Below are 23,428 nucleotides of genomic sequence, written 5' to 3'. Positions count from 1 at the left end.
CGGGCCAGCCCGTCAACGCGTCGGCGACGGCGTCGAAGTACGTGCTGCCTCCGGCGCTGACGATCACGCTGTCGGTCTCGAACAGTGCGGCCAGCCGGATCGCCGCCGCACGCACCTCGGCGAGATGGTCCGCCACGGCCGATGTCGCCGCCGGGGCCAGGTCCTGCCCGAGCGCCGCTTCGTATCCGGCCACCCCGACCAGGCGTAGCCGGGGTGCGGCCGCTGCGGCGCGGGCGACGTCGTCGACCTCCTCACGCGAGCGGCAGCCGCTCCGGCCGCCCGGCAGACCGACCTCGACGCAGACATCGACGGGTCGCCGTGCCCCCGCCAGCGCCGTGGTCATCACATCGACACCACGCACCGAGTCCACCCAGCACGTGAAGCCGAACGCGTCATCGCGGTCCAATTCGGCGGCGAGCCACTCCAGCCCGGCCTCGTCGACCAGTTCATTGGCCAGCACCAGATCACGGACCCCGAAGGCGCGGTAGACGGCGGCCTGGCCGATGGTGGCCACCGAAATCGCACAGGCGCCCGCGTCGAGCTGGCGGGCGGCCAGCTGCGGCGACATGTGGGTCTTGCCGTGCGGGGCGAGTTCCACCCCGCGCTCCCGGCACCACGAAGCCATCGCCTCCAGGTTGTGAGCCAGAGCGTCTGCTTCCAGCACACACGCCGGCCCGAAGGCGCCCTCGCGGGACAGCCGCGGCGCGCGCGCGAGGATCTCGGCAGGGGTGTGGCCCCACCACCCGGCCGGAACTCCCTTGTCGCTGAAATCCAGGGGTTGCTCAGCCAGAGCCTGCACCGCCGCCCGGTTGATCGGCGCGTTGAGGGGCCCAGCCATCCGTTCATTTAAGCTGGCACGTCGTGACACCCCCCGACGCGCACCCTGATCACGACCAGACCCGCGACGATGCTCCCGAGCAGTTCCGGATCCGCCAGGCCAAGCGCGAGCGGCTGCTCGCCGAGGGACGTGACCCGTATCCCGTCGAGGTGCCCCGGACGCACAGCCTCGCCGAGGTCCGCCAGGCCTACCCCGACCTGCCCACCGACTCGGCAACCGGTCAGCAGGTGGGGGTGGCCGGCCGGGTCATCTTCGCCCGCAACTCCGGAAAGCTCTGCTTCGCCACGCTGCAGGAAGGTGACGGAGCCCAGCTCCAGGCCATGATCAGCCTCGATCGGGTGGGCCGGGAATCGCTCGACGCATGGAAGGCCGACGTCGACCTCGGTGACATCGTGTTCGTCCAGGGAGAGGTGATCAGCTCCCGTCGCGGTGAACTCTCTGTGCTCGCAGACTCCTGGCAAATCGCCTCCAAGGCGTTGCGGCCGTTGCCGGTCGCGCACAAGGAGCTCAGTGAGGAGGCTCGGGTCCGGCAGCGCTACGTCGATCTGATCGTCCGTCCGGAGGCCAGGACCGTCGCCCGGCAGCGGGTGGCGGTGGTGCGTGCGGTGCGATCGGCGCTCGAGCGCCGGGGATTCCTCGAAGTCGAGACACCGGTCCTGCAGACGCTGGCCGGTGGGGCCGCCGCGCGGCCGTTCGTCACGCATTCCAACGCGCTCGATTCCGACCTCTTCCTGCGGATCGCGCCGGAACTTTTTCTGAAGCGGTGCGTGGTCGGTGGATTCGACAGGGTCTTCGAGCTGAATCGGGTCTTCCGAAACGAAGGAGCCGATTCCACTCATTCGCCGGAATTTGCGATGTTGGAGACATATCAGGCCTACGGCACGTACGACGATTCTGCGAAGACGACGCGGGAACTCATTCAAGAAGTTGCCGATGAGGCCATCGGGACACGTGAGGTTCCTTTGCCTGATGGCGCCGTCTACGATCTCGACGGCGAATGGCAGACCATTCAAATGTATCCGTCATTGTCCGAGGCGCTCGGAGAAGAGATCACGCCGCAGACCGGCGTGGACAGACTTTGGCAGATTGCCGACGGCTTGGGAGTCGAGATTCCCCGGGATCGCGGTTTCGGGCACGGGAAATTGGTCGAAGAACTCTGGGAATTCGCCGTCGGTGACAAGCTTTGGTCGCCGACTTTCGTGCGTGACTTCCCGGTCGAGACGACGCCTTTGACCCGGGAGCACCGCAGCATCGACGGCGTCACCGAGAAGTGGGATCTCTATGTGCGCCACATCGAACTCGCCACCGGTTATTCCGAGCTGATCGACCCTGTTGTGCAGCGCGAGAGGTTCGAGGCACAGGCGCGGGCGGCGGCGGCGGGGGACGACGAGGCAATGGTCCTGGACGAGGATTTCCTCGCCGCGCTGGAGTATGCGATGCCGCCCACTACGGGGACCGGAATGGGCATCGACCGTTTGTTGATGGCACTGACCGGTCTGTCGATTAGGGACACAGTTTTGTTCCCTATTGTTCGTCGCCAGGGCAACTGAACGGCCACGATTCATGCGTTGTTGAATGGGTGGCTCCTTTATGGCACATTGGTGCCGGGGTTTCGCATCGCACCCGAGAAAGTAGTGCGCACGGAAGGGCAGTGGGGAAATGGCCAAGAAGGTCACCGTCACGTTGGTCGACGATTTCGACGGAGAAGGCGCCGCCGACGAGACGGTCGAATTCGGGCTCGACGGTGTGAGCTACGAGATCGACCTCTCTGCCAAGAACGCCGCCAAGCTCCGCAGCGACCTGAAGCAGTGGGTGGATGCCGGCCGGCGGGTCGGTGGCCGGCGGCGTGGCCGCTCGGTCGGCACCGGTCGCGGGCGCGCAGCGATCGACCGGGAACAGAGCGCGGCGATCAGGGAGTGGGCCCGCCGCAACGGCCACAATGTCTCCACCCGCGGCAGAATCCCCGCCGGCGTCATCGACGCATTCCACGCAGCAACCTAGCCGCCGATTGCCGGGCGCATCCGGCAATCGGAGTGGGCGTTCGCTGGTGGCGAACCGGTTGTGACGGCCATCCGGAAACGAATCGGCGGGCCGGTGCGTTACTCCTAGCAGCGCTGGGTACTGGCCCAATTGTTACGTCAGATGTCACTTCCATTGTTTTCTGGAAGGACCTCCAGGCGGGGCACCCGGGGCCGCCGCCCATTACAGTGGACGGCAGGTGCATAGCCACTGCAGTTTTGCAAGCGCTGTCGTGCGATGCACCACCTATGCGATGGAGAGCAGGTAACCACGGATGTTCGAAAGATTCACCGACCGTGCGCGTCGGGTTGTCGTCCTGGCTCAGGAAGAAGCCCGGATGCTCAACCACAACTACATCGGCACCGAGCACATCCTGCTGGGACTCATCCACGAGGGTGAGGGCGTAGCGGCCAAGTCGCTCGAGTCGCTGGGCATTTCCCTGGAGGGAGTGCGCAGCCAGGTCGAGGAGATCATCGGCCAGGGTCAGCAGGCGCCGTCAGGCCACATTCCCTTCACACCGCGTGCCAAGAAGGTGCTGGAGCTGAGCCTGCGCGAGGCGCTGCAGCTCGGCCACAACTACATCGGCACCGAGCACATTCTTCTCGGCCTGATCCGCGAGGGCGAAGGCGTCGCCGCCCAGGTGCTCGTCAAGCTGGGCGCCGAACTCACCCGGGTGCGCCAGCAGGTCATTCAGTTGCTGAGCGGCTACCAGGGCAAGGAGACCGCGGAAGCCGGCACCGGCGGCCGCGGTGGTGAGGCGGGCAACCCGTCGACGTCACTGGTGCTGGATCAATTCGGCCGCAACCTGACCGCCGCGGCGATGGAGGGCAAGCTCGACCCGGTCATCGGCCGCGAGAAGGAAATCGAGCGGGTCATGCAGGTGCTGAGCCGGCGCACCAAGAACAACCCGGTGCTGATCGGCGAGCCCGGCGTCGGCAAGACCGCCGTCGTGGAGGGACTGGCCCAGGCCATCGTGCACGGCGAGGTCCCCGAGACGCTGAAGGACAAGCAGCTCTACACGTTGGACTTGGGTTCGCTGGTGGCGGGCAGCCGCTACCGCGGTGACTTCGAGGAGCGCCTGAAGAAGGTGCTCAAGGAGATCAACACCCGCGGCGACATCATCCTGTTCATCGACGAGCTGCACACGCTCGTCGGCGCGGGTGCCGCCGAGGGCGCGATCGACGCCGCGTCGATCCTGAAGCCCAAGCTGGCCCGCGGTGAGCTGCAGACCATCGGCGCCACCACCCTCGACGAGTACCGCAAGTACATCGAGAAGGATGCTGCCCTGGAGCGCCGGTTCCAGCCGGTGCAGGTGGGCGAGCCGACGGTCGAGCACACCATCGAGATCCTCAAGGGTCTGCGGGACCGTTACGAGGCCCACCACCGCGTCTCGATCACCGACGGTGCGATGGTGGCCGCCGCGACACTGGCCGACCGCTACATCAACGACCGCTTCCTGCCGGACAAGGCGATCGACCTGATCGACGAGGCCGGTGCCCGGATGCGGATCCGCCGGATGACCGCTCCACCGGACCTGCGCGAGTTCGACGAGAAGATCGCCGACGCGCGCCGGGAGAAGGAATCGGCGATCGACGCGCAGGACTTCGAGAAGGCGGCCAATCTTCGTGACCGGGAGAAGACCCTGGTCGCGCAGCGCGCCGAGCGTGAAAAGCAGTGGCGCTCAGGCGATCTCGACGTGGTCGCAGAGGTCGACGACGAGCAGATCGCCGAGGTCCTCGGTAACTGGACCGGCATCCCGGTGTTCAAGCTGACCGAGGAGGAGACCACCCGGCTGCTGCGCATGGAGGACGAGCTGCATAAGCGGATCATCGGCCAGGAGGATGCCGTCAAGGCGGTTTCCAAGGCCATCCGTCGCACCCGTGCCGGGCTGAAGGACCCCAAGCGTCCATCGGGCTCGTTCATCTTCGCCGGCCCGTCCGGTGTCGGTAAGACCGAGCTTTCCAAGGCGCTGGCCAACTTCCTGTTCGGCGACGACGACGCGTTGATCCAGATCGACATGGGCGAGTTCCACGACCGCTTCACCGCTTCGCGGCTGTTCGGCGCCCCTCCGGGCTATGTCGGCTACGAAGAGGGCGGCCAGCTCACCGAGAAGGTGCGTCGTAAGCCGTTCTCCGTCGTTCTCTTCGACGAGATCGAGAAGGCCCATCAGGAGATCTACAACAGCCTCCTGCAGGTCCTCGAGGACGGTCGCCTGACCGACGGTCAGGGCCGCACGGTCGACTTCAAGAACACCGTGCTGATCTTCACGTCGAACCTCGGCACCTCCGACATCTCCAAGGCCGTGGGCCTAGGCTTCACCCAGGGCGGCGGTGAGAACAACTACGAGCGGATGAAGCAGAAGGTCAACGACGAGCTGAAGAAGCACTTCCGTCCCGAGTTCCTCAACCGCATCGACGACATCATCGTCTTCCACCAGCTGACTCAGGAAGAGATCGTCAAGATGGTCGACCTGATGGTGGGCCGGGTGGGCACCCAGCTCAAGGCCAAGGACATGACGATGGAGCTGACGGACAAGGCCAAGTCGCTGCTGGCCAAGCGCGGGTTCGACCCGGTGCTCGGTGCGCGGCCACTGCGCCGGACCATCCAGCGTGAGATCGAGGACCAGCTCTCGGAGAAGATCCTCTTCGAGGAGGTCGGCCCCGGTCAGCTGGTGACCGTCGACGTCGAGAACTGGGACGGCGAGGGCGCAGGCGAGGACGCGGTGTTCACCTTCACCGGCAGTCGTAAGCCTGCCGTGAGCGTCGAACCGGACCTGGCTCAGGCCGGCGCCGCCGGCACGCCGAGTGCGGCCGGCACGGACTGACCGAAACGCAGTAGGCCGGGCGGTCACCCCAAGGGGTGGCCGCCCGTCCGGCTTTCTGCGCGATCTCGCGGTGGCGGCGTGATGACGCCGGGCGTGCCTTACGATGCTCCTGTAATCGATGGACAGCGGAATCTGGTGAAAGCCCAGAACGGTCGCGCCACTGTGACAGTCAGACCCGATGGCCATCGCATCTCTGACTGGGACGCGAAATCCCGGAAAGGAACCAAGATGACTTCTCCAGATGTGAGCAGCAGGGCAGGCGCAATCGACCTGTCGGGAACCAAGGCGGCGGCGTGGCTGTCGCTGACGGCGTTCCTGGCGCTGGTGGTGCTCTACTTCGTGGGCATGGACCAGGGTGCGACCTCGGTGCTGGGCAACAGCACCTACATCCACGAGTTCGTGCACGACGCACGTCACCTGCTCGGATTCCCCTGCCACTGACACCCGGCACGGTAGGAGTCGAAGACAAATGGAGAAGCAGATCATCTGGCGCGGCCTGCTGGCCGGCGCCGCCGCCGGCGTGCTTGCCTTCCTGTTCGCCCGCATCTTCGTCGAGCCGCAGATCGGCCTGGCCATCGGCTACGAAGAAGGTATCGGAGCCGCGCGCGAGGCCATCCAGCACGGCGCCGACCACGGCCATGGCCACTCCCACAGCCACGGCGAAGCGGGCGGTGGCATCACCCGTGCCATCCAGATGAACGTCGGCCTGGGCCTGGGCCTGCTGGCGTTCAGTGTGGCGATCGGCGCGCTGTTCGCCGTCGTGTTCGCCGTCGCATACGGGCGGGTCGGCAACATCTCGGCCCGGCTGCTGTCGCTGTACGTCGCCGGCGCGATGTTGCTCAGCCTCTACGTCGTTCCGGGGTTGAAGTATCCGGCCAGTCCGCCTGCATTGAGCCAGGACGAAACGATCCAACAGCGCACCCTGCTGTACCTGCTGATGGTGGTGCTGTCGGCAGCGCTGTTGGCCGGCGCGGTGTATCTCGGCCGCCGGTTGGTGTCGCGGCTGGGCGGCTGGAACGCGGGCCTGGCAGCGGCGGGCGCCTACGTCGCGTCGATCGCGGTGGTGATGTTGGTGCTGCCGACGGTCGACGAGACCCCGGGGCCGCTGACCGACGACACCGGCGCCATCGTCTACGAGGGGTTCCCGGCCGACGTGCTCTATGAGTTCCGGTTGTACTCACTGGGCACCCAGGTCGTCATGTACGCGACCATCGGGTTGGTCTTCGCCGCGCTGGTGTCGCGGTTGCTGGGCGAGCGCAAACAGACGGTGGCCGTGTGAGTCTGCGCGGCGAGTCTGACGTGTGAGCGAGGTCGTCCGGCTGACGTTGCTGTCACACGCCATGACGGACGCGATGGCAGCCGGACGATTTCCCACCGACGAGACCCTGTCGGCCGTGGGTCGGCGGCAAGTCGACCCGGGCACCGAGCTCGGGACAGTCGACCACGCCTACTGCGCACCGGAGCAACGCACCCGCCAGACCGCGGAACTGCTCGGTGTCGCGGCCACCATCGAGCCGAAGCTGGCGGATCTCGATTGTGGCCGCTGGCGCGGCGATGTGCTCGGCAGGGTCCAGCCGGCCGAGCTGGCGATCTGGCTGACCGAACCTGCCCGGGCGCCACACGGCGGCGAGTCTGTGGTCGAACTGATCGAGCGGGTGGCCGGCTGGATGGATTCGCTGGCAGCGCGGCGGGGCCGGATCCTCGCCGTCACTCACCCCGCGGTGATTCGCGCGGCGATCCTCGTCGTGCTCGACGCGCCGCCGAAGTCGTTCTGGCGGATCGACATCGCACCGGTCAGCCGCACCGTGATGCACTTGCGGGGGCACGCGTGGTCACTGCGGTCGAGCCCGTGAGTCAGCCGTTCGGGATCAGCTCGAACGCCTGCGTCACGATCGACATCAGCCATCCCGCCGCGGTCTGACTGCGGAACTCCGGCCAGTTGGCCTGCAGGCTGACCACCCAGGGCTGCCCGGCGTGATCGACGGCGTACCAGCTGAACGTCAGGTCGCCCGGCAGGTTCCCGGCCTTGGCCCCGATGTAGGGCCACTCCTCGCGATCCAGATCGATACCGGGCACGGCCGACAGGATGTCCTTGACCGGCGCGGCCTCGCCCACGGCCCCCTCCTGCAGCGCTGCGTGCAGGCGGCAGATGTCGGCGGCGCTGCCGTACCACTCAGCGCCGATACCCGAGGCCGGGGTGTGGGTGCGGGTGGGATCCGGTTCGTACGGGCGGGCGTTGGTCTGCTGCAGGAGTCGCGCGCGGCCCTGCGGCGAGGCCTGCTTCCACTGCTCGCGTAGATCGGGCTTGCCCCAGCCGACCGAGAACAGCTCGTGCATCGTCGGAAACGGCGTCATGCTCGCGGGGTCGTGATGCCCGGCGATGGCCAGCGCGCGCTCGATGGCCCCTGGCCCCAGCCGCTCGATCAGCAGATCGGTCGCCATGTTGTCGCTGGCCGAGATCATCTGTTGCGAGGCCTCGCGCACCGTGACCGTCGAGCCGGGCGGCAGGTCGTCGAGCTCGGGGGAGCCGACCGCCTTGGCCTCCTCGGTGATCGTCAGCGCGTCGGACCACTGGACGGTGCCTGCTTTCACCGCTTCCGCGACGGCGAGCAGCACATAGAGCTTGAAGATCGACGCCAGCGGCAGCGACATGTCGGTGTTGGTGCCGGCCACCTTCTCGCAGCGACCGTCGGTGACCTTCGCGATCTGGTACGAGTAGCGCGCCCCGGACTTGGTCAGCTCGTCGTCGATGTCGGCCCACTCTTCGATCACCGGTGGGTCGAGCGACACCCAGAAACGGTCGACCATCCCGGCGTCGTCGGTGTGCAGCTCGATGGTCTGGGCCACCCCGTAGGAGGTGAGCACGTGCAGGGTGGCGGACCCGGCCCCGATGTCGACGTCGGTCACGGTGAACGGCCTGTCCCACCAGATTCTGTCCAGCGTGACGCCGACGTGCTCGACGGCCTCGGGCGCAGCCAGCGTGCGCACCCCGACCGGACCGATCGGCCAGTCACTGTTGAGCATGTCCATGGTCTGCTTGGCGCGCAGCCCCTGGGGGGTGTTGATCTGGATGGGCACGCCGTGTGCGGCGTCGGCAGGCGCCGGACGCGATGTGGCACACCCGCAGGCCAGGGCGGCGACGAGGACGAGTGCGACCGTCAGTTCGGTCACTCGCCGTCGGCCCCGGACTGCCTCACGCCGTGGCGTCAGTCCCCGCAACGTCAAGTACAACTTCGAACTCCAGTAACGACGCTCCGGTGGCCACGGGATTGGCGCGCTCACCGGCATGCGCTTCGACGGCGGGCCCGGTGGCCCACGCCTGGAACGCCTCTTCGGACTCCCACTGGGTCACCACGAAGTAGCGGTCCTCGCCCTTGACCGGGCGCAACAGCTGGAAGCCGAGGAAGCCGGGCTGGTTGTCCACGGCGTGGGCGCGGTGTGCGAACCGCTTCTCCAGTTCCGGACCGGCGTCTGGCGGGACCTCGATTGCGTTGATCTTCACCACGGGGTTCTGGCTGGGCATGCGGTCAGGTTACCGCGACCCCTGGGCAAGATGAGCACATGGACTCACCACTGCTGGTCGGCCGCGGCGGCACCGGGGTTCCCCTGGTGCTGGTACACGGTCTGATGGGTCGGGGCACCACGTGGTCACGCCAGCTGCCGTGGCTGACGCAGTTCGGCTCGGTCTTCACCTACGACGCGCCATGGCACCGCGGCCGTGGCGTGGAGGACGGATTCCCGATCTCCACCGAGCGATTCGTGGCCGACCTCGGTGACGCGGTCACCGAGCTCGGCAGACCGGCGATCATGATCGGACATTCGATGGGGGCGCTGCACTCGTGGTGTCTGGCTGCGACGCGCCCCGAGATGGTCGCTGCCGTCGTCGTCGAGGACATGGCACCGGACTTCCGGGGCCGGACGACCGGGCCGTGGGAACCGTGGTTGCACGCGCTGCCCGCCGAGTTCAGCGCCGCACAACAGATCTACGACGAGTTCGGACCGGTCGCGGGGCAGTACTTCCTGGAGGCGTTCGACCGCACCGAGACTGGCTGGCGCCTGCACGGAGACCCGCGCCGGTGGATCGAGATCGCCGCCGAGTGGGGCACCCGCGATTACTGGGGGCAATGGCGTGCGGTGTCGGCGCCGACGCTGCTGATGGAGGCCGGGAACTCGGTCACCCCGCCGGGTCAGATGGAAGTGATGGCCGAATCGGGGACCCGGACGACGTATCTGAAGGTGCCGGACGCCGGGCATCTCGTCCACGACGATGCGCCCAGGAAATACCGGGACGCCGTTGAGGCGTTCCTATCGACGTTCACCCGTGGCGCCTGAGCTCGGCCACACGGGCTGCTGCTCGAAGCGGGCGCGGATGTCGTCCGGGTCGTGGTGTGTCGGGGTGGCGCCGTCGAACAACCGGCCGCCCATCGGGGCCGCGATCCGAAACTGGTCGCGGTGCAGCCGCAGCGTGCCGGACCGGCGGGCCGCCCAGATGAGCGTGGCGGCGAGCGCGAACGGGGCGAGAAGGATGAGGAAGGTCAGTGCGCTACTCATGGCAGCAATAGTCCGGTCAAGTAACATCGTGCCAACAGTGGCAGAAGCGACACAGTTAGATAAGATGCTGCCATGGCGTTGAGAAGTGTGTCCACTTTGGTGCTCGATGGTCTCGCGGTTTTCGAGTTCGGCGTCATCTGCGAGGTTTTCGGCATCGACCGGTCGGCCGACGGGGTGCCCAACTTCGACTTCAAGGTGTGCGGGCCGGAGGCGGGGAAACCGCTGCGGACAGCCGTTGGGGCGACGATCATCCCCGATTGCGGGCTCGACGATCTGGTCGGCGCCGACCTGGTTGCCATCCCGGCCATCGGCGGCCTCGACTACTCACCCGACGCGCTGGCGACCGTCCGCCGGGCCGCCGAATCGGGGTCGATCATCCTGACCGTGTGTTCGGGCGCATTCGTCGCCGGTGCGGCCGGCTTGCTCGACGGCCGTCCCTGCACCACCCACTGGATGCACGCCGACAAACTGGCGGCCATGTACCCGACCGCGCAGGTCGACCGCAACGTGCTGTTCGTCGACGACGGTGACCTGATCACCAGCGCGGGAACGGCAGCGGGCATCGATGCATGTCTGCACCTGGTGCGTCGCGAACTGGGAAGCGAGGTCACCAACAAGATCGCCCGCCGGATGGTGGTGCCGCCGCAGCGCGACGGCGGTCAGCGTCAGTACATCGACCAACCGATCCCGGTGCGCTGCTCCGAGAGGTTCGCCCCGCATCTGGACTGGATCCTGGTCAACCTGGAAAAGCCGCACACGGTCGGCACGCTCGCCAAGCGTGCGCACATGTCCGCCCGCACCTTCGCGCGCCGGTTCGTCGAGGAGACCGGCCGTACCCCGATGCAGTGGGTGACTGACCAGCGGGTCCTGTTCGCACGCCGACTGCTCGAGGAGTCCACGCTGGACATCGACCACATCGCCGAGCAGTCCGGGTTCGGCAACGCGACGCTGCTGCGCCACCATTTCCGGCGCGTCATCGGCGTGACGCCGTCGGACTACCGGCGGCGCTTTGCCTGCGCCGACTCGGACTGCGCCGCCACTGCCTGACCGTGGGCAGGCACCAGCTCAGGCGCCCTCGCCACATAGGGCGAACCGGCCGTCTGCCGTCTGCTCCACCAGCCCGTCGACCAGCAGCGAGTCCAGTGCGCGGTCCCGCTGGGCGGTGCCGGTCGTCCACGCCAGGTCCAGTTCCGCCCGGCTGACAGGGAAAGCGTTGCCGCGCAACACATCCAGTAGGCGACCCCGTACCTGGCGGTCGGTACCGGCATAGCGCTGCGTCCGCCGGGGCGGCCCGGTGCCGGCCGGGAACCCCCGCGACCGCCATGTGCACCGGCTCAGCGGGCACACGCCGCAGCGCGGTGCCCGCGCCGTGCACACCGTCGCGCCGAGTTCCATCAGCGCGACCGAGAACACCGGTGCCCCTGAGTCTTCGGGCAGCAGTTCGGCGACGTCGTCGAGGTCGCGCGCCGACGGTGAGCCGGCGTCCTTGCGGCCGTGCACAGTCCTGGCCACCACCCGCCTGACGTTCGTGTCGACGACGGGGACCCGGTGCCGGTAGGCGAAGCAGGCGACTGCGCGCGCCGTGTAGGCGCCGACGCCGGGCAGCGAGAGCAGCGTGTCGACGTCGTCGGGCACCACGTCGCCGTGCTCGGCGGCGATCACCGTTGCGCATTCGTGCAGTCGTTTGGCGCGCCGCGGGTAGCCGAGCTTGCCCCACGACCGCAGAACATCGGCCGCACTGGCTTGCGCGGTCGCCGACGGCGTCGGCCAACGCTCCACCCATGCCAGCCAGATCGGTTCCACCCGCGCCACCGGTGTCTGCTGCAGCATGAACTCGCTGACCAGGATCTGCCATGCCGAGACGCCCGGGCGTCGCCACGGCAGGTCGCGCTGGGCGTGCTCGTACCACGCCAGCAGCTCAACCGAATCGATCATCCACGCCTGCTCGGGCACAATGATGGCCATGCCCAACTCGAATCCGTTGACCGCGTGGAAAGCACTCAAAGAGGGTAACGAGCGGTTCGTCGCAGGCAAGGCCGAGCATCCGAGTCAGAGCATCGAGCACCGCGCCAGCCTCGCCGCGGCCCAGAAGCCGACTGCGGTGGTGTTCGGCTGCGCCGACAGCCGGGTGGCCGCCGAGATCATCTTCGACCAGGGTCTGGGTGACATGTTCGTGGTGCGCACCGCCGGCCACGTCGTCGACAGCTCGGTGCTCGGGTCGATCGAGTACGCCGTCACCGTGCTGAACGTTCCCCTGATCGTGGTTCTCGGCCATGACAGCTGCGGCGCTGTCGGGGCGACGCTGTCGGCCCTCGACGACGGACAGGTGCCGGGCGGCTACGTCCGCGACGTGGTGGAGCGAGTCATACCGTCGATCCTGTCGGGCCGCCGCGACGGCCTGACCCGCGTCGACGAGTTCGAGGCCAGGCATGTCACCGAGACCGGCAAGCAGCTGCTCAGCAGGTCGACGGCGATCGCTGAGGCGGTGCAGAGTGGCAACCTGGGCATCGTCGGCCTGACCTACCAGCTCGCCGACGGCCAGGTGGTGTTGCGCGACCACATCGGCGATATCGGCGAAGCCTGACGGCGCGCTTTGCGCCCACATCGGCGACACGCCGAGCAACGTCGGACCAGGTGGCGTGACCTGGGCTTACCGTGATGTTGTGCTGGATCTAGAACCGCAGGGCCCGCTGCCCACCCAGATCTACTGGCGACGCAGGGCGCTGGCGCTCGGCATCGCGGTGCTCGTCATCGGCGTGATCGCCGCCGTGGTCGCTGTGGTCGTGATGAACAGCACCAGCTCCGGACAGCCCACCGCAACCGAATCCGCGGAGTCTGCGGAGGCCGCCGCGCCCACCCCGCTGCCGGGGGACAACCCCGAGGTCAAGACGCCGATCCAGCCGCCGGCTCAGGACGCCCCGCCGCCCACCGCCACCCCGACGGCCGCCGTCGTGCCGCCGCCGATCATGCAGGAGGGAGACGACTGCCCCGACTCCACTCTCGCGGTCAAGGGCATCACCAACGTGCCGCAGTACGTGGTCGGCGATCAGCCGAAGTTCACCATGGTGGTCACCAACATCGGCCTGGTCGCCTGCCAGCGTGACGTCGGCGCCGCCGTGCTGGCCGCGTACGTGTACTCGCTGGACAATCAACGCCTCTGGTCGAACCTGGACTGCGCACCGTCCAACGAGACGCTGATCAAGACCTTCCAGCCCGGCGAGCAGGTGACGACCGAGGTGACGTGGACCGGGATGAGTTCGGCCCCGAACTGCCCGCTGCCACGTCAGCCCATCGGGCCGGGCACCTACAACCTGGTCGTCCAGTTGGGCAACCTGCGTTCGGCCCCCGTGCCGTTCGTCCTCGCCGAGTCCGCCACCCAGCCCGGTCAGGGCACGGTGGACGGTGCCCCGCACATGCCGGTGCCAGGTCCGGTCGGCTGATTCGTCGCCGTCAGGCGAGCCGGTCGGCGATCGTCGACTCGGCCAGCGCGGACAGGCCTTCCCGGATGTGGCGGGCCCACATCGACCCGATACCGTCGACCGACTGCAGGTCGGCGGCGCTGGCCGCCAGCAGGCCCTGCAGTGATCCGAACGATCGGACCAGTAGGTCGACGTGGGCGAACTGCAGCCTGGAGATGCCGGCCATGGCGCGGTAGCCGCGTGAGCTCATCGCGGAATCCTGGGCTTCGGCGGTCGACGGATAACCGAACACCCGAGCCAGCGTGGTGAAGTCGAGAAGTTCGCCGTCCGACAGGCTGTCGAGCTCGTCGAGGGTGGCGCTGACCTGAGCCGTCGACGGTGGATCGGGGTTGGCGTGGTAGTCGCGCACGATCAGCTCGCGGTCGGTGTCGTTGTCCCCGACGAGCTCCTCCAGCTGCAGTTTCAGTTGCCTGCCGTCGGTGCCCAGTTCGACGACGTCGGAGTCGATCTCCAGGCTGATCCGGCGCACCATCTCCAGCCGCTGCACCACCGTCATCACGTCGCGTAGCGTGACGAAGTCCTCGATCTCCGCGGTGGACAACTGCCTGCTGACCTCGTCGAGGCGGGTCTTGTAGCGCTCCAGGGTGTCGATCGTCTGGTTGGCCCGCGACAGGATGGTGGCCGACTCGGGCACCACATGGCGCTCACCGGCGACGTAGACGGTCACGATGCTCATCGAGTGGCTCACCGAGATCACCGGATAGCCGGTCTGGATCGCGGTGCGCTCGGCGGAGCGGTGCCGGGTACCGGACTCCTCGGTGGGGATCGACGGATCCGGCACCAACTGCACGTTGGCGCGCAGGATGCGGCTGCCGTCGGTGGACAGCACCACCGCGCCGTCCATCTTGGACAGCTCACGCAGCCGGGTCGGGGCGTACCGGACGTCGAGGGAGAACCCGCCGTCGCAGATGGTCTCGACGCCGTCGTCGTAGCCGATGACTATCAAGGCACCAGTTCGGCCGCGCAGGATGCGCTCCAGGCCGTCGCGCAGAGCTGTTCCCGGCGCCAGCCGGGCGATGGTCTCCCGCAGTGTGGGGCGCGCCAACGGCACCACGGTGCGGCTGGCCCGACCCGTCGACTTCACGGCCATGTCTTCTCCACGGTTGAGTCGTCGGCTCTGCCCCTGACTGACTTCAGCTTGCGTCATTCTTGCTGATCCGTCGCAGCGCCTGCAATGCCGTGGTGATGTTGTCGGCCGACACCACCTGCAGTCCGGCCGGCGCGGAGGTCACCCCGGCGGGGACCACCGCACAGGTGAAACCGAGCCTGGCGGCTTCGGCCAGCCGGCGATCCATCCCGGTGACCCGCCGCAGATCGCCAGCCAGGCCCACCTCGCCGATGGCAACCGCGGTCGTAGGCATCGCCAGGTCCATGTATGCCGATGCGATCGCCAGGGCCACTGCGAGGTCGGACGACGAGTCGGTCAGCCGCATCCCGCCGACCGTGGACAGGTAGATGTCGTTCATCCCCACGCGGAGCCCGGCCCGTTTCTCGAGCACCGCGGTGATCATCGCCGCGCGCGAGGAATCGATACCGCTGACCGCGCGCCGTGGGCCGCCGCTGGCAGGCGAGCCGATCAACGCCTGCACCTCGCCGATCATCGGGCGCTTGCCGTCGAGTGTGACCGTCACCGCGGTGCCCGACACCGCCTTGGGACGTTGGTCGAGGAACAGGCCGGACGGGTCGGAGACACATTCGATTCCGTTGTCGTGCAACAGGAAGCAACCGACCTCGTCGGCCGCGCCGAACCTGTTCTTGACGCCGCGCACCATCCGCAGCGACGACGAGCGGTCACCTTCGAAGTGCAGCACGACGTCGACGAGGTGCTCCAGCGAGCGAGGCCCGGCAATGGCGCCGTCCTTGGTGACGTGACCGACGAGCAGGATGGCCACACCGGTCGTCTTCGCCGTCATCGTCAGCGCGGTCGTCACGGCGCGGACCTGGGTTACACCACCGCTGACCCCGTCGACCTCGGCGGTGGACATCGTCTGCACCGAGTCCACCACCACCAGCGAGGGCTGCACCGCGTCGATGTGGCCGAGCGCGGTCTGCAGGTCCGATTCGGCGGCGAGGTAGACCTCGTCGTGGGTGCAGCCCGTGCGTTCGGCCCGCAGCCGGATCTGGCCCGTGGACTCCTCACCGGACAGGTACAGCGCCCGGCGCCCGGTCTGCGCCCAACGGTGGACGACCTCCAGCAGCAGCGTCGATTTCCCGACGCCCGGATCACCCGCCAGCAGCGTCACCGAGCCGGGCACCAGGCCGCCGCCCAGCACCCGGTCCAGTTCGCTGACGCCGGTGGTGAAGTGCCGGGTGGTCCCGGGGTCGATGGAACTGATCGGTACGGCCGGGGAGGTGGGGGTGACCGCGCGGGACGTGGCCGACGCGGTGGCCGCCATCAGGGTGACTTCGTCGACCGTGCCCCAGGTGCCGCACTCAGGGCAACGGCCCACCCACTTGGCGGTGAGGTGCCGGCATTCCGAGCAGCGGTACTGCGAACGCGTTTTCGAACTGACCCGGGCCACGCCGTGACGGTAACCGGCGGGACCGACATAACCTCAGCGATTGTCGGCCGTGTCTGCAACCGATCTTTCGGTACGGCCGGGTCTGTCTAGTGGCCGCCGCCCGAATGGCTACCGCCCGATTCGCCGGAGTCGCGAAGAGGCGCCTCGCCGGCCGAGATCGGGACGGCGACGGTGGTCTCACCCGCCTTCTCGAAGGTGAAGGTGAAGTCGTAGGTCAGGCCGTTGGTGACGGGCTTGGACAGCTCCACGGTGGCCTGGGCGGTGTCGGCGGGCTCGACGCTCTCCAGAGGGCTGGGCTGGCCGTCGGGGGTTCCGACCACCAGAACACCGTTGACCGGCACGCTGGTGTCGCCCTGCAACGACACGTCGCCGATGTCGGTGGTGATCGACACGAGCTCGTCGCTGACGTCGGGGGAGGTGTTGGCGGCGACGAACACCAGCTCGACGTCGGTGCCGGGCTCGATGTAGTCGGTCGTCTGGACGGCGTAGATGTGGATGTTGCGCAGGGCGATGGGCCCGGCGAGTCCGCTGGTGCCGTTGATCGCCGCTTCCTGGGTCGCGGTCTGGGCGACCTGACCGGCACTGCAGCCGCTCAGCGCAGCAGCGGCAGCCAGCGCCGCGACGGCGACGGTTACGGGGACGGTCCGCCCGTGTGCACGAGTGCGCCGTTTGAAGGGGTTCACTGGGGCCTCCTGCTCGGCCGGCTGGGCGACGTGGCACGCCGGGTCCACGGTGTTTCCGGCGGTTCGACTATGCAGAGTAGTAGGTGCCGGATGTACGCGGTAGCGCAGGGGCGATGCGTCTCGCGGACAGCCGATTCCAGGCGTTGCCTGCCGCTGGGTGGCGGGCGCCAACGTCCGGTTCTGCGGAGTCCGCCTTGCACGGATTGCCTGGCCTGTCAACCCCTAGTGTTCCCCAACGATGGCCCCTGACCTGCACCGTTGATCCGCACCCGGTAGCGGCCCGTGTTAACATCGAGGGGTGAAAGGGGCTCGAAACTGATGATTTTTAAGGTCGGAGACACCGTTGTCTATCCACACCACGGTGCTGCGTTGATCGAGGCGATCGAAACCCGGACCATCAAGGGCGAACAGAAGGAATACCTCGTCCTCAAGGTCGCTCAGGGAGATCTCACCGTTCGGGTGCCCGCTGACAATGCCGAGTACGTGGGCGTGCGCGATGTCGTCGGACAAGAAGGCTTGGACAAGGTCTTCCAGGTGCTGCGTGCCCCGCATACCGAAGAGCCCACCAACTGGTCACGTCGCTACAAGGCCAATCTGGAGAAGCTGGCTTCCGGTGACGTGAACAAGGTCGCCGAGGTCGTGCGTGACCTGTGGCGTCGTGACCAGGAGCGCGGACTGTCGGCCGGCGAGAAGCGGATGCTGGCCAAGGCGCGGCAGATCCTGGTCGGCGAGCTGGCGCTGGCCGAGAACACCGATGACGAGAAGGCCGCGACCATTCTCGACGAGGCACTCGCCGCCGCCTCCTGACGGCGCTGATGTCGACCCCGAGAGTCGGGCTCGGCACCGACGTACACCCCATCGAAGCCGGGCGCCCGTGCTGGCTGTTGTGCCTGCTGTTCGACGGTCATGACGGCTGCGCGGGGCATTCCGACGGCGACGTCGCGGCGCATGCATTGTGTGATGCGTTGCTCTCGGCGGCGGGCATGGGTGACATCGGTGAAGTGTTCGGGACGGACCGCCCGGAGTGGCGTGGGGTCAGCGGCGCGGACATGCTCCGGCACGTGCATTCACTGCTGACCGAGGCCGGGCTGCGGGTGGGCAATGCCGCGGTACAGGTCATCGGCAATCGCCCGAAGATCGGTCCGCGTCGCGCCGAGGCGCAGCAGTTGCTCGCCGAGCTCCTCGACGCCCCGGTGTCGGTGTCTGCGACCACCACCGACGGCCTCGGTCTGACCGGGCGGGGCGAGGGCCTGGCGGCGATCGCCACCGCGCTCCTGACAGCCGATGTGGTCGGCGATGACGATCAGGCCTGTACTGGCCGGTAAGCTGGCCCGTCGTGACCGAACGCCCCGCATCTGGCATGCGGCTCTATGACACCTTGTCTGGCGGTGTGCGCGATTTCGCGCCACTGCGGCCCGGCCACGTCTCGATCTACCTGTGCGGTGCCACGGTGCAGGGGCTCCCGCACATCGGCCACGTCCGCAGCGGTGTCGCGTTCGACGTGCTGCGCCGGTGGCTCTCCGCCAAGGGTTTCGACGTCGCCTTCATCCGCAACGTCACCGACATCGACGACAAAATCCTGCACAAGGCCGCCGACGCCGGCCGGCCGTGGTGGGAATGGGCGGCGACCTACGAGCGGGCCTTCACCGCGGCATACGACGCTCTGGGGGTGCTCCCGCCGTCGGCGGAGCCACGAGCGACCGGGCACATCACCCAGATGGTCGAGTTGATCGAGTCGCTGATCGCCCGGGGACACGCCTATACCGGTGACGGGGACGTGTACTTCGACGTCGCGACGCTGCCCGAATACGGCAAGCTCTCCGGGCACAAGCCCGACGACGTCCACCAGGGAGAAGGCGTCGCGACCGGCAAACGCGACCAGCGGGACTTCACGTTGTGGAAGGGCGCCAAACCGGGGGAGCCGTCGTGGCCGACGCCCTGGGGGCGCGGCCGGCCCGGTTGGCACACCGAGTGCGTCGCCATGTGTGAGGCGTACCTCGGTCCCGAGTTCGACATCCACGCCGGCGGAATGGATCTGGTGTTCCCGCACCACGAGAACGAGATCGCCCAGGCCGAGGCCGCCGGGAACGGGTTCGCCAATTTCTGGCTGCACAACGGCTGGGTCACCATGGGTGGCGAGAAGATGAGCAAATCGTTGGGCAACGTGCTGGCCATACCCGCAGTGCTGCAACGGGTTCGGGCTGCCGAGCTGCGCTACTACCTGGGCAGCGCGCATTACCGGTCGATGCTGGAGTTCTCCGAGAACGCGCTGCAGGACGCGGCCAGGGCCTACACCGGCATCGAGGACTTTCTTCATCGGGTACGCAGTCGAGTGGGTGCGGTGGTGCCGGGCGAGTGGACTCCCAGGTTCGGCGCGGCCCTCGACGACGATCTCGCGGTTCCTGCGGCGATCGCCGAGGTGCACGCTGCCAGAGCCGAGGGCAACCGGGCACTCGACGCAGGTGATCACGAAACGGCGCTGACCCACGCGATGTCGATCCGGGCGATGATGGGGATCCTCGGCGCCGACCCGCTCGACGAACGTTGGGAGTCTCGCGACGAGACGTCGGCCGCGCTCGCGGCGGTGGACGTCCTCGTGCTCGCCGAGGTGCGTCGCCGGGCAGACGCCAGGGCGCGGCGGGACTGGGCGGAGGCCGACGCGATCCGCGATCGGCTCAAGGAAGCAGGCATCGAGGTCACCGACACCGCTGACGGTCCTCAATGGTCACTATTGGACGGGTCGGACAAGTAATGGCGGGCAATTCCCAGCGCCGCGGCGCGGTACGTAAAACCGGCACCAAGAAGGGTCCGACGGTCGGATCGGGGGGTGTCCGGCGTCGTGGCCTGGAAGGCAAGGGCGCGACACCGCCGGCGAGTGCGCGGCCCCACCACCCGGCGGGTAAGCGCGCCGCGCAGGCCGCCCGCAAGCAACAGGGCAAGCAACAGGGTAGGCACAAGAAAACCGACGACACCGAGATCGTCCTCGGTCGGAACCCGGTACTGGAGTGCCTGCGTGCCGGAGCGCCGGCGACCGCGCTGTACGTGGCGCTGGGCACCGACTCCGACGAACGACTCACCGAGGCCGTGCAACTCGCCGCCGACAAAGGGATCTCCATCCTCGAGGTGCCGCGCCACGACCTGGACCGGATCGCCGCCAACGGCATGCACCAGGGCCTGGCGCTGCAGGTGCCGCCGTATGACTATGCGCACCCCGACGATCTGCTCGCCGAGGCGAAACGTGATGCGGTGCCCCCGCTCCTGGTCGCGTTGGACAACATCTCCGATCCCCGCAACCTCGGTGCGATCATCCGTTCGGTGGCCGCGTTCGGTGGGCACGGCGTGCTGATCCCGCAGCGCAGGTCGGCGTCGGTGACCGCGGTGGCGTGGCGGACCAGTGCCGGTGCCGCCGCGCGGCTGCCGGTGGCGCGGGCGACGAACCTGAACCGCACCCTGAAGCAGTGGGCCGATTCCGGTCTGCAGGTCGTCGGCCTCGACGCCGACGGCGACACCGCGATCGACGAGATCGTCGGCGACGGACCGGTTGTGGTGGTGGTGGGCTCGGAGGGCAAGGGTTTGTCCCGCCTGGTCCGGCAGAACTGCGATGCCGTCGTGTCGATTCCGATGGCCGGGCCGACGGAGTCGCTCAACGCATCGGTCGCAGCAGGGGTGGTGCTCGCCGAGATCGCCCGCCAGCGCCGGGTTTAGCCGACCATCGGTCGACCGGCGCTCAGGAGCGTCCGTGCAGACGAGCGCCGATCTGTGCCCGGGACCGGATACCGAGTTTGCGGTAGATGCGGGTGAGATTGGCCTCGACGGTCTTGAGGCTGATGAACAGTGCCGCAGCGATGTCGCGGTTGTTCATCCCGGACGCGGCCAGTTCCGCGACGCGCTGTTCGGTGGCGGTCAACGCGCCGGGCTGATTCCGGCTCGGCTTGGTACGGCTGAGTTCGGCGTGGGCACGCGCGGCCCACAGCGGTGTGTTCAGCTTCTCGAACGTGTTGAGCGCTTCGGTCAGGGCGGCCGAGGCCGCTTCGCGTCTTCGTTGCCGGCGCTGGAGTTGGCCGAGCACCAGCTGGGTGCGGGCGCGCTCGAACGGCATCGGAAGCCGGTCGTGTTCTTTCAGCGCCTGCGTCGCGGCGCTGATCGCGGCGTTGATGTCGTTGTCGGATGCCAACAGGATGGGGCGGCTGCGGGCGCCGACGGCGAGCATCCACGGGCGGTCGAGGCGGCGGCCATTGCTTTCGAGCCGCTCGATCAGGGTCTGCGCCTCGGCGCGGCGACCCAGCCCGAGGAGGGCCTCGATGGCATCGGGCAAGAACGGTGCGACATTGATCTCGGTGGCTTCGGGAGCACGCTCCAGTCGAGCCAGTACCGGCGCAACGACGGCCTCCGCGGCCGGGAAGTCGGCCACCGAGACTTCCAGGAAAGCGAGGATCGCCACCGGCCACACGTCGATTGCGTCCGAGCCGAAACGGCGGGTGGCGGCGAGCGCCTCTCTGGCGTCGCGGCGGGCCTCGTCGACGCGGCCGGCGAACGCGGCAAGGGCCGCGCTGGTGGTCAGCGCCACGTACAACGGAAAGTCGCCCCCCAGCTGGGAAGCCCGCTCCACGGCATCGTCGGTGATCGTGGTGGCCTCGGCGAGGTTGCCCCGCCACAATTCCAACTGCGCGTGATGGAGAGCGAGGTACACGAGGTCGACCTCGCGGCCACCGGCGATACACCGCCTGCGCAGCGTGGCCATCAGTTCGTGGGCGCGGTCCAGCTGTCCGCTCCACAACGCCAGAAGCGCGGTGTTGGTGCTGGGGCGCAACGCCAGGGGCATGGCGGCGCCGGGATCCTCGAGGTCGACGGCTCGCGCGAGTCCGGCCTCGTCGAGGCCCTGTCCGAGGAGGAACCGCTGTACGGTCCGGATCCCCAGCGCCTGCGCGAGCAGCTGCGGATGAGCGAGCTGCTCGGCGTCGGCCACCGCGTCCTCGAGGGTGCACAGCGCCCCGGCGTGGTAGCCTGCGTTGCCCTGAGCGAACGACAGGTTCACCGAGAGTTGGGCACGTAAGCCCACGTTGTCTCCGGCTTCTGCCACCGCCTGCTCGAGCAGTTCGGCAGCCTCGCCGAAACTGTCGTCGACCATGCGCACCTCGGCGAGCAATCGCAGCGCCTGGATGCGCGCCTTGCCGGTGGCCGGTTCGTCGAGGACTTCTTCGAGCAGGTTTCGGGCCCTGCGGACGTCCCCGGCGTGCAGGAGGTAGCCGGCCATCCGGATACGACGGATCGTGGTGCCGCCCCCGAGTCCGACGGACAGTTCGAGTAGCTCTGCCGCTGCCGCGGGGGCTCCGCGCCGGCGTGCCGACTCGGCTGCGGCGTCGAGTGACTCCCACAGCACCGCATCGCCGTGGACGGATCCCAGGGCCAGGTGTCTGGCCGCCAGCTCGGGCTGTTCGACCACCTCGGCCAACCGTCGATGAATCGCGCGGCGCCGGCCCGCTGCGGCGCCGGTGTAGACGCCGTGGGCGAACAACGGATGGGCGAAGCGCGGATTCTGCCCCTCTATGGTGATCACGCCGTCGACTTCGGCGTCCTCGAGAAGTGCCGCAGCCTGCGGGATTTCGGCACCGATGGCATGAGCGACCAGCGCCACGGTGGGCGTTCCGGCGCAGGCCACCACCAGAAGGGCATCCTGAACAGCGCTGGGCAGGCTACCGATGCGGGTCCGCACCACCTCGGTCAGCGTCGCCGGAAGCGGCACCTGGCCGGCCGCTCCCGCGGTGGGGGCGGCGGCGTCGATTGCCCGTGCCAGTTCCAATGCGTAAAAGGGGTTTCCGCCCGCCGTCTGGTGAATTCGGCGCAGCACCGGACGGGTGAACGAGCGGTTGAGGCGTTCGGCGATCAACGCGCCGACCCCGCCGAGGCTCAGTGGCTGCACCCGAAGCCGGTCGATCGCGTCGGGGCGTGACATCTGTACACGCGCGCTCGCGGCGACGCCGTCGGGATCGTTGCGCGCGGTGACCAGCACCCCCACCGCTCCGGTGACACGGCGGGTGGCGAAGGCCACCACAGCCGTACTGGAGGGATCCAGCCACTGCAGGTCGTCGATGGCGAGCAACACCGGTGCCGTCGCAGCCATTGTGTCCAGAGCCGAAACCAATGCAGCTGACAAGGCGTGCTGGTCGGCGCCGGGGCCGTGCGCTCGGGTGCGGAACAGCACCGTCTCGACTGCGGCACGTTGCGGCGCGGGCAGCTCGGCAACCACGGCGTGGTCGATGCCGCCGAGCAGATCCTCCAACCCGGCATAGGCCAGGATCGACTCGGATTGCGCGCCACGCGCAGAAAGCAGCATGAAGCCGGACTCGGCGGCCTGCGACAACGCTGCCAGCCATAGCGTGGTCTTGCCGATCCCGGGCTCACCCTCGATCACCAGACCCGCCGGAGCCAGGGCCGCCGCGGAAAGGAACCCGTCGACCGCGCGAGCTTCCACCGGTCGGCGCACCGTGGCCTGATAGTCCAGTGGTGGTGCG

23 protein-coding genes are annotated in these 23,428 nt (G+C 68.2%); 14 read left to right on the top strand and 9 right to left on the bottom strand.

Going from position 1 to position 23,428, the window contains the following annotated elements; translation table 11 throughout:
• On the bottom strand, positions 1-838 hold an 838-nt coding region (locus WA944_RS08950), incomplete at its 3' end, for an alanine racemase (protein WP_526610934.1).
• A 23-nt stretch (positions 839-861) separates the two neighbouring features.
• Between WA944_RS08950 and lysS the strand changes: the two genes are divergently transcribed.
• The 6 genes from lysS (at position 862) to WA944_RS08920 (ending at position 7,534) form a co-directional block, all read left to right on the top strand.
• Positions 862-2,388 carry a lysine--tRNA ligase gene (gene lysS / locus WA944_RS08945; RefSeq protein WP_526371936.1) on the top strand — a complete coding sequence of 509 codons (1,527 nt, stop codon included), beginning with the start codon at positions 862-864 and terminating at the stop codon, positions 2,386-2,388.
• 109 nt (positions 2,389-2,497) lie between these two features.
• On the top strand, positions 2,498-2,839 hold the full coding sequence (gene lsr2 / locus WA944_RS08940) for a histone-like nucleoid-structuring protein Lsr2 (protein ID WP_526371934.1): 342 nt from the start codon (positions 2,498-2,500) through the stop codon (positions 2,837-2,839).
• A gap of 292 nt (positions 2,840-3,131) precedes the next feature.
• Positions 3,132-5,681 (top strand): ATP-dependent protease ATP-binding subunit ClpC, encoded by a 2,550-nt coding sequence (gene clpC1 / locus WA944_RS08935; RefSeq protein WP_526610930.1) that lies wholly within the window; start codon positions 3,132-3,134, stop codon positions 5,679-5,681.
• 228 nt (positions 5,682-5,909) lie between these two features.
• Positions 5,910-6,122 (top strand): CbtB domain-containing protein, encoded by a 213-nt coding sequence (locus WA944_RS08930; RefSeq protein ID WP_163895203.1) that lies wholly within the window; start codon positions 5,910-5,912, stop codon positions 6,120-6,122.
• 28 nt (positions 6,123-6,150) lie between these two features.
• Positions 6,151-6,960 (top strand): CbtA family protein, encoded by an 810-nt coding sequence (locus tag WA944_RS08925; RefSeq protein ID WP_526368863.1) that lies wholly within the window; start codon positions 6,151-6,153, stop codon positions 6,958-6,960.
• A gap of 22 nt (positions 6,961-6,982) precedes the next feature.
• A complete protein-coding gene (locus WA944_RS08920) occupies positions 6,983-7,534 on the top strand; it encodes a histidine phosphatase family protein (protein WP_526368861.1) in 552 nt (183 codons plus the stop codon).
• Position 7,535: 1 nt separating this feature from the next.
• Here WA944_RS08920 and WA944_RS08915 read toward each other — a convergent pair whose 3' ends face one another.
• Positions 7,536-8,900, bottom strand: coding sequence for a serine hydrolase (locus WA944_RS08915; RefSeq protein ID WP_526368876.1), 1,365 nt, complete (start codon positions 8,898-8,900; stop codon positions 7,536-7,538).
• Complete coding sequence (gene mhuD, locus WA944_RS08910; RefSeq protein WP_526368859.1) at positions 8,875-9,204, bottom strand: mycobilin-forming heme oxygenase MhuD; 330 nt, start codon at positions 9,202-9,204, stop codon at positions 8,875-8,877. The genes WA944_RS08915 and mhuD overlap by 26 nt, the downstream gene beginning before the upstream one ends.
• A 38-nt stretch (positions 9,205-9,242) precedes the next feature.
• Between mhuD and WA944_RS08905 the strand changes: the two genes are divergently transcribed.
• A complete protein-coding gene (locus WA944_RS08905; RefSeq protein ID WP_526368857.1) occupies positions 9,243-10,013 on the top strand; it encodes an alpha/beta fold hydrolase in 771 nt (256 codons plus the stop codon).
• Here WA944_RS08905 and WA944_RS08900 read toward each other — a convergent pair.
• Complete coding sequence (locus WA944_RS08900; protein WP_526368855.1) at positions 9,987-10,232, bottom strand: hypothetical protein; 246 nt, start codon at positions 10,230-10,232, stop codon at positions 9,987-9,989. The genes WA944_RS08905 and WA944_RS08900 overlap by 27 nt on opposite strands.
• 72 nt (positions 10,233-10,304) lie before the next feature.
• Between WA944_RS08900 and WA944_RS08895 the strand changes: the two genes are divergently transcribed.
• Complete coding sequence (locus tag WA944_RS08895) at positions 10,305-11,279, top strand: GlxA family transcriptional regulator (protein ID WP_526368853.1); 975 nt, start codon at positions 10,305-10,307, stop codon at positions 11,277-11,279.
• A gap of 18 nt (positions 11,280-11,297) precedes the next feature.
• Here the strand turns inward: WA944_RS08895 and WA944_RS08890 are convergent, their stop codons facing one another.
• Positions 11,298-12,197: an iron-sulfur binding domain-containing protein gene (locus tag WA944_RS08890; protein ID WP_526368851.1), complete on the bottom strand. Its 900-nt coding sequence runs from the start codon at positions 12,195-12,197 to the stop codon at positions 11,298-11,300.
• Here WA944_RS08890 and WA944_RS08885 point away from each other — a divergent pair.
• Entirely contained in the window at positions 12,196-12,816 is a 621-nt protein-coding gene (locus WA944_RS08885; RefSeq protein WP_526368849.1) for a carbonic anhydrase, read from the top strand. The genes WA944_RS08890 and WA944_RS08885 overlap by 2 nt on opposite strands.
• A 79-nt stretch (positions 12,817-12,895) precedes the next feature.
• Positions 12,896-13,672 (top strand): hypothetical protein, encoded by a 777-nt coding sequence (locus WA944_RS08880; RefSeq protein ID WP_526368847.1) that lies wholly within the window; start codon positions 12,896-12,898, stop codon positions 13,670-13,672.
• 10 nt (positions 13,673-13,682) lie between these two features.
• On the opposite strand, the gene disA is transcribed toward WA944_RS08880, so the two are convergent.
• From disA to WA944_RS08865, 3 genes are all read right to left on the bottom strand, one after another.
• Positions 13,683-14,801, bottom strand: a complete 1,119-nt coding sequence (gene disA, locus WA944_RS08875) for a DNA integrity scanning diadenylate cyclase DisA (protein WP_526368845.1) — start codon at positions 14,799-14,801, stop codon at positions 13,683-13,685.
• Positions 14,802-14,844: 43 nt separating this feature from the next.
• On the bottom strand, positions 14,845-16,233 hold the full coding sequence (radA, locus tag WA944_RS08870) for a DNA repair protein RadA (protein ID WP_526646748.1): 1,389 nt from the start codon (positions 16,231-16,233) through the stop codon (positions 14,845-14,847).
• Positions 16,234-16,319: 86 nt separating this feature from the next.
• Positions 16,320-16,916: a copper chaperone PCu(A)C domain-containing protein gene (locus WA944_RS08865; protein WP_526368841.1), complete on the bottom strand. Its 597-nt coding sequence runs from the start codon at positions 16,914-16,916 to the stop codon at positions 16,320-16,322.
• 318 nt (positions 16,917-17,234) lie between these two features.
• On the opposite strand from WA944_RS08865, the gene carD reads away from it, so the two are divergent.
• The 4 genes from carD to rlmB are packed head-to-tail and all read left to right on the top strand — an operon-like array spanning position 17,235 to position 20,621.
• A complete protein-coding gene (carD, locus tag WA944_RS08860) occupies positions 17,235-17,723 on the top strand; it encodes an RNA polymerase-binding transcription factor CarD (protein ID WP_043412998.1) in 489 nt (162 codons plus the stop codon).
• 5 nt (positions 17,724-17,728) lie between these two features.
• Entirely contained in the window at positions 17,729-18,241 is a 513-nt protein-coding gene (gene ispF / locus WA944_RS08855; protein ID WP_526368874.1) for a 2-C-methyl-D-erythritol 2,4-cyclodiphosphate synthase, read from the top strand.
• Positions 18,242-18,276: 35 nt separating this feature from the next.
• The gene (gene cysS / locus WA944_RS08850) at positions 18,277-19,668 is read left to right on the top strand and encodes a cysteine--tRNA ligase (protein ID WP_526368872.1); all 1,392 of its coding nucleotides are present in this window, start codon (positions 18,277-18,279) and stop codon (positions 19,666-19,668) included.
• Positions 19,668-20,621, top strand: a complete 954-nt coding sequence (rlmB, locus tag WA944_RS08845) for a 23S rRNA (guanosine(2251)-2'-O)-methyltransferase RlmB (protein ID WP_370332888.1) — start codon at positions 19,668-19,670, stop codon at positions 20,619-20,621. Before cysS ends, rlmB begins: the two co-directional genes overlap by 1 nt.
• 22 nt (positions 20,622-20,643) lie before the next feature.
• Here rlmB and WA944_RS08840 read toward each other — a convergent pair whose 3' ends face one another.
• Positions 20,644-23,388 carry a helix-turn-helix transcriptional regulator gene (locus WA944_RS08840; protein ID WP_526368839.1) on the bottom strand — a complete coding sequence of 915 codons (2,745 nt, stop codon included), beginning with the start codon at positions 23,386-23,388 and terminating at the stop codon, positions 20,644-20,646.
• Positions 23,389-23,428: the final 40 nt, after the last annotated feature.

It is taken from the genome of Mycobacterium sp., from assembly GCF_049683355.1.
Lineage (GTDB): Bacteria > Actinomycetota > Actinomycetes > Mycobacteriales > Mycobacteriaceae > Mycobacterium.
Note: the sequence above shows the minus strand (reverse complement) of the source record. Positions and strands in the feature narration are given on the sequence as shown.

What these genes read in the sequence shown, in the direction of transcription:
- lsr2 (WP_526371934.1), top strand. Translation starts at nt 2,498, where the DNA reads ATGGCCAAGAAGGTCACCGTCACGTTGGTCGACGATTTCGACGGAGAA.
- clpC1 (WP_526610930.1), top strand. Translation starts at nt 3,132, where the DNA reads ATGTTCGAAAGATTCACCGACCGTGCGCGTCGGGTTGTCGTCCTGGCT.
- WA944_RS08930 (WP_163895203.1), top strand. Translation starts at nt 5,910, where the DNA reads ATGACTTCTCCAGATGTGAGCAGCAGGGCAGGCGCAATCGACCTGTCG.
- WA944_RS08925 (WP_526368863.1), top strand. Translation starts at nt 6,151, where the DNA reads ATGGAGAAGCAGATCATCTGGCGCGGCCTGCTGGCCGGCGCCGCCGCC.
- mhuD (WP_526368859.1), bottom strand. Translation starts at nt 9,204, where the DNA reads ATGCCCAGCCAGAACCCCGTGGTGAAGATCAACGCAATCGAGGTCCCG.
- WA944_RS08905 (WP_526368857.1), top strand. Translation starts at nt 9,243, where the DNA reads ATGGACTCACCACTGCTGGTCGGCCGCGGCGGCACCGGGGTTCCCCTG.
- WA944_RS08900 (WP_526368855.1), bottom strand. Translation starts at nt 10,232, where the DNA reads ATGAGTAGCGCACTGACCTTCCTCATCCTTCTCGCCCCGTTCGCGCTC.
- WA944_RS08895 (WP_526368853.1), top strand. Translation starts at nt 10,305, where the DNA reads ATGGCGTTGAGAAGTGTGTCCACTTTGGTGCTCGATGGTCTCGCGGTT.
- WA944_RS08885 (WP_526368849.1), top strand. Translation starts at nt 12,196, where the DNA reads ATGCCCAACTCGAATCCGTTGACCGCGTGGAAAGCACTCAAAGAGGGT.
- WA944_RS08890 (WP_526368851.1), bottom strand. Translation starts at nt 12,197, where the DNA reads ATGGCCATCATTGTGCCCGAGCAGGCGTGGATGATCGATTCGGTTGAG.
- disA (WP_526368845.1), bottom strand. Translation starts at nt 14,801, where the DNA reads ATGGCCGTGAAGTCGACGGGTCGGGCCAGCCGCACCGTGGTGCCGTTG.
- carD (WP_043412998.1), top strand. Translation starts at nt 17,235, where the DNA reads ATGATTTTTAAGGTCGGAGACACCGTTGTCTATCCACACCACGGTGCT.
- cysS (WP_526368872.1), top strand. Translation starts at nt 18,277, where the DNA reads ATGCGGCTCTATGACACCTTGTCTGGCGGTGTGCGCGATTTCGCGCCA.
- rlmB (WP_370332888.1), top strand. Translation starts at nt 19,668, where the DNA reads ATGGCGGGCAATTCCCAGCGCCGCGGCGCGGTACGTAAAACCGGCACC.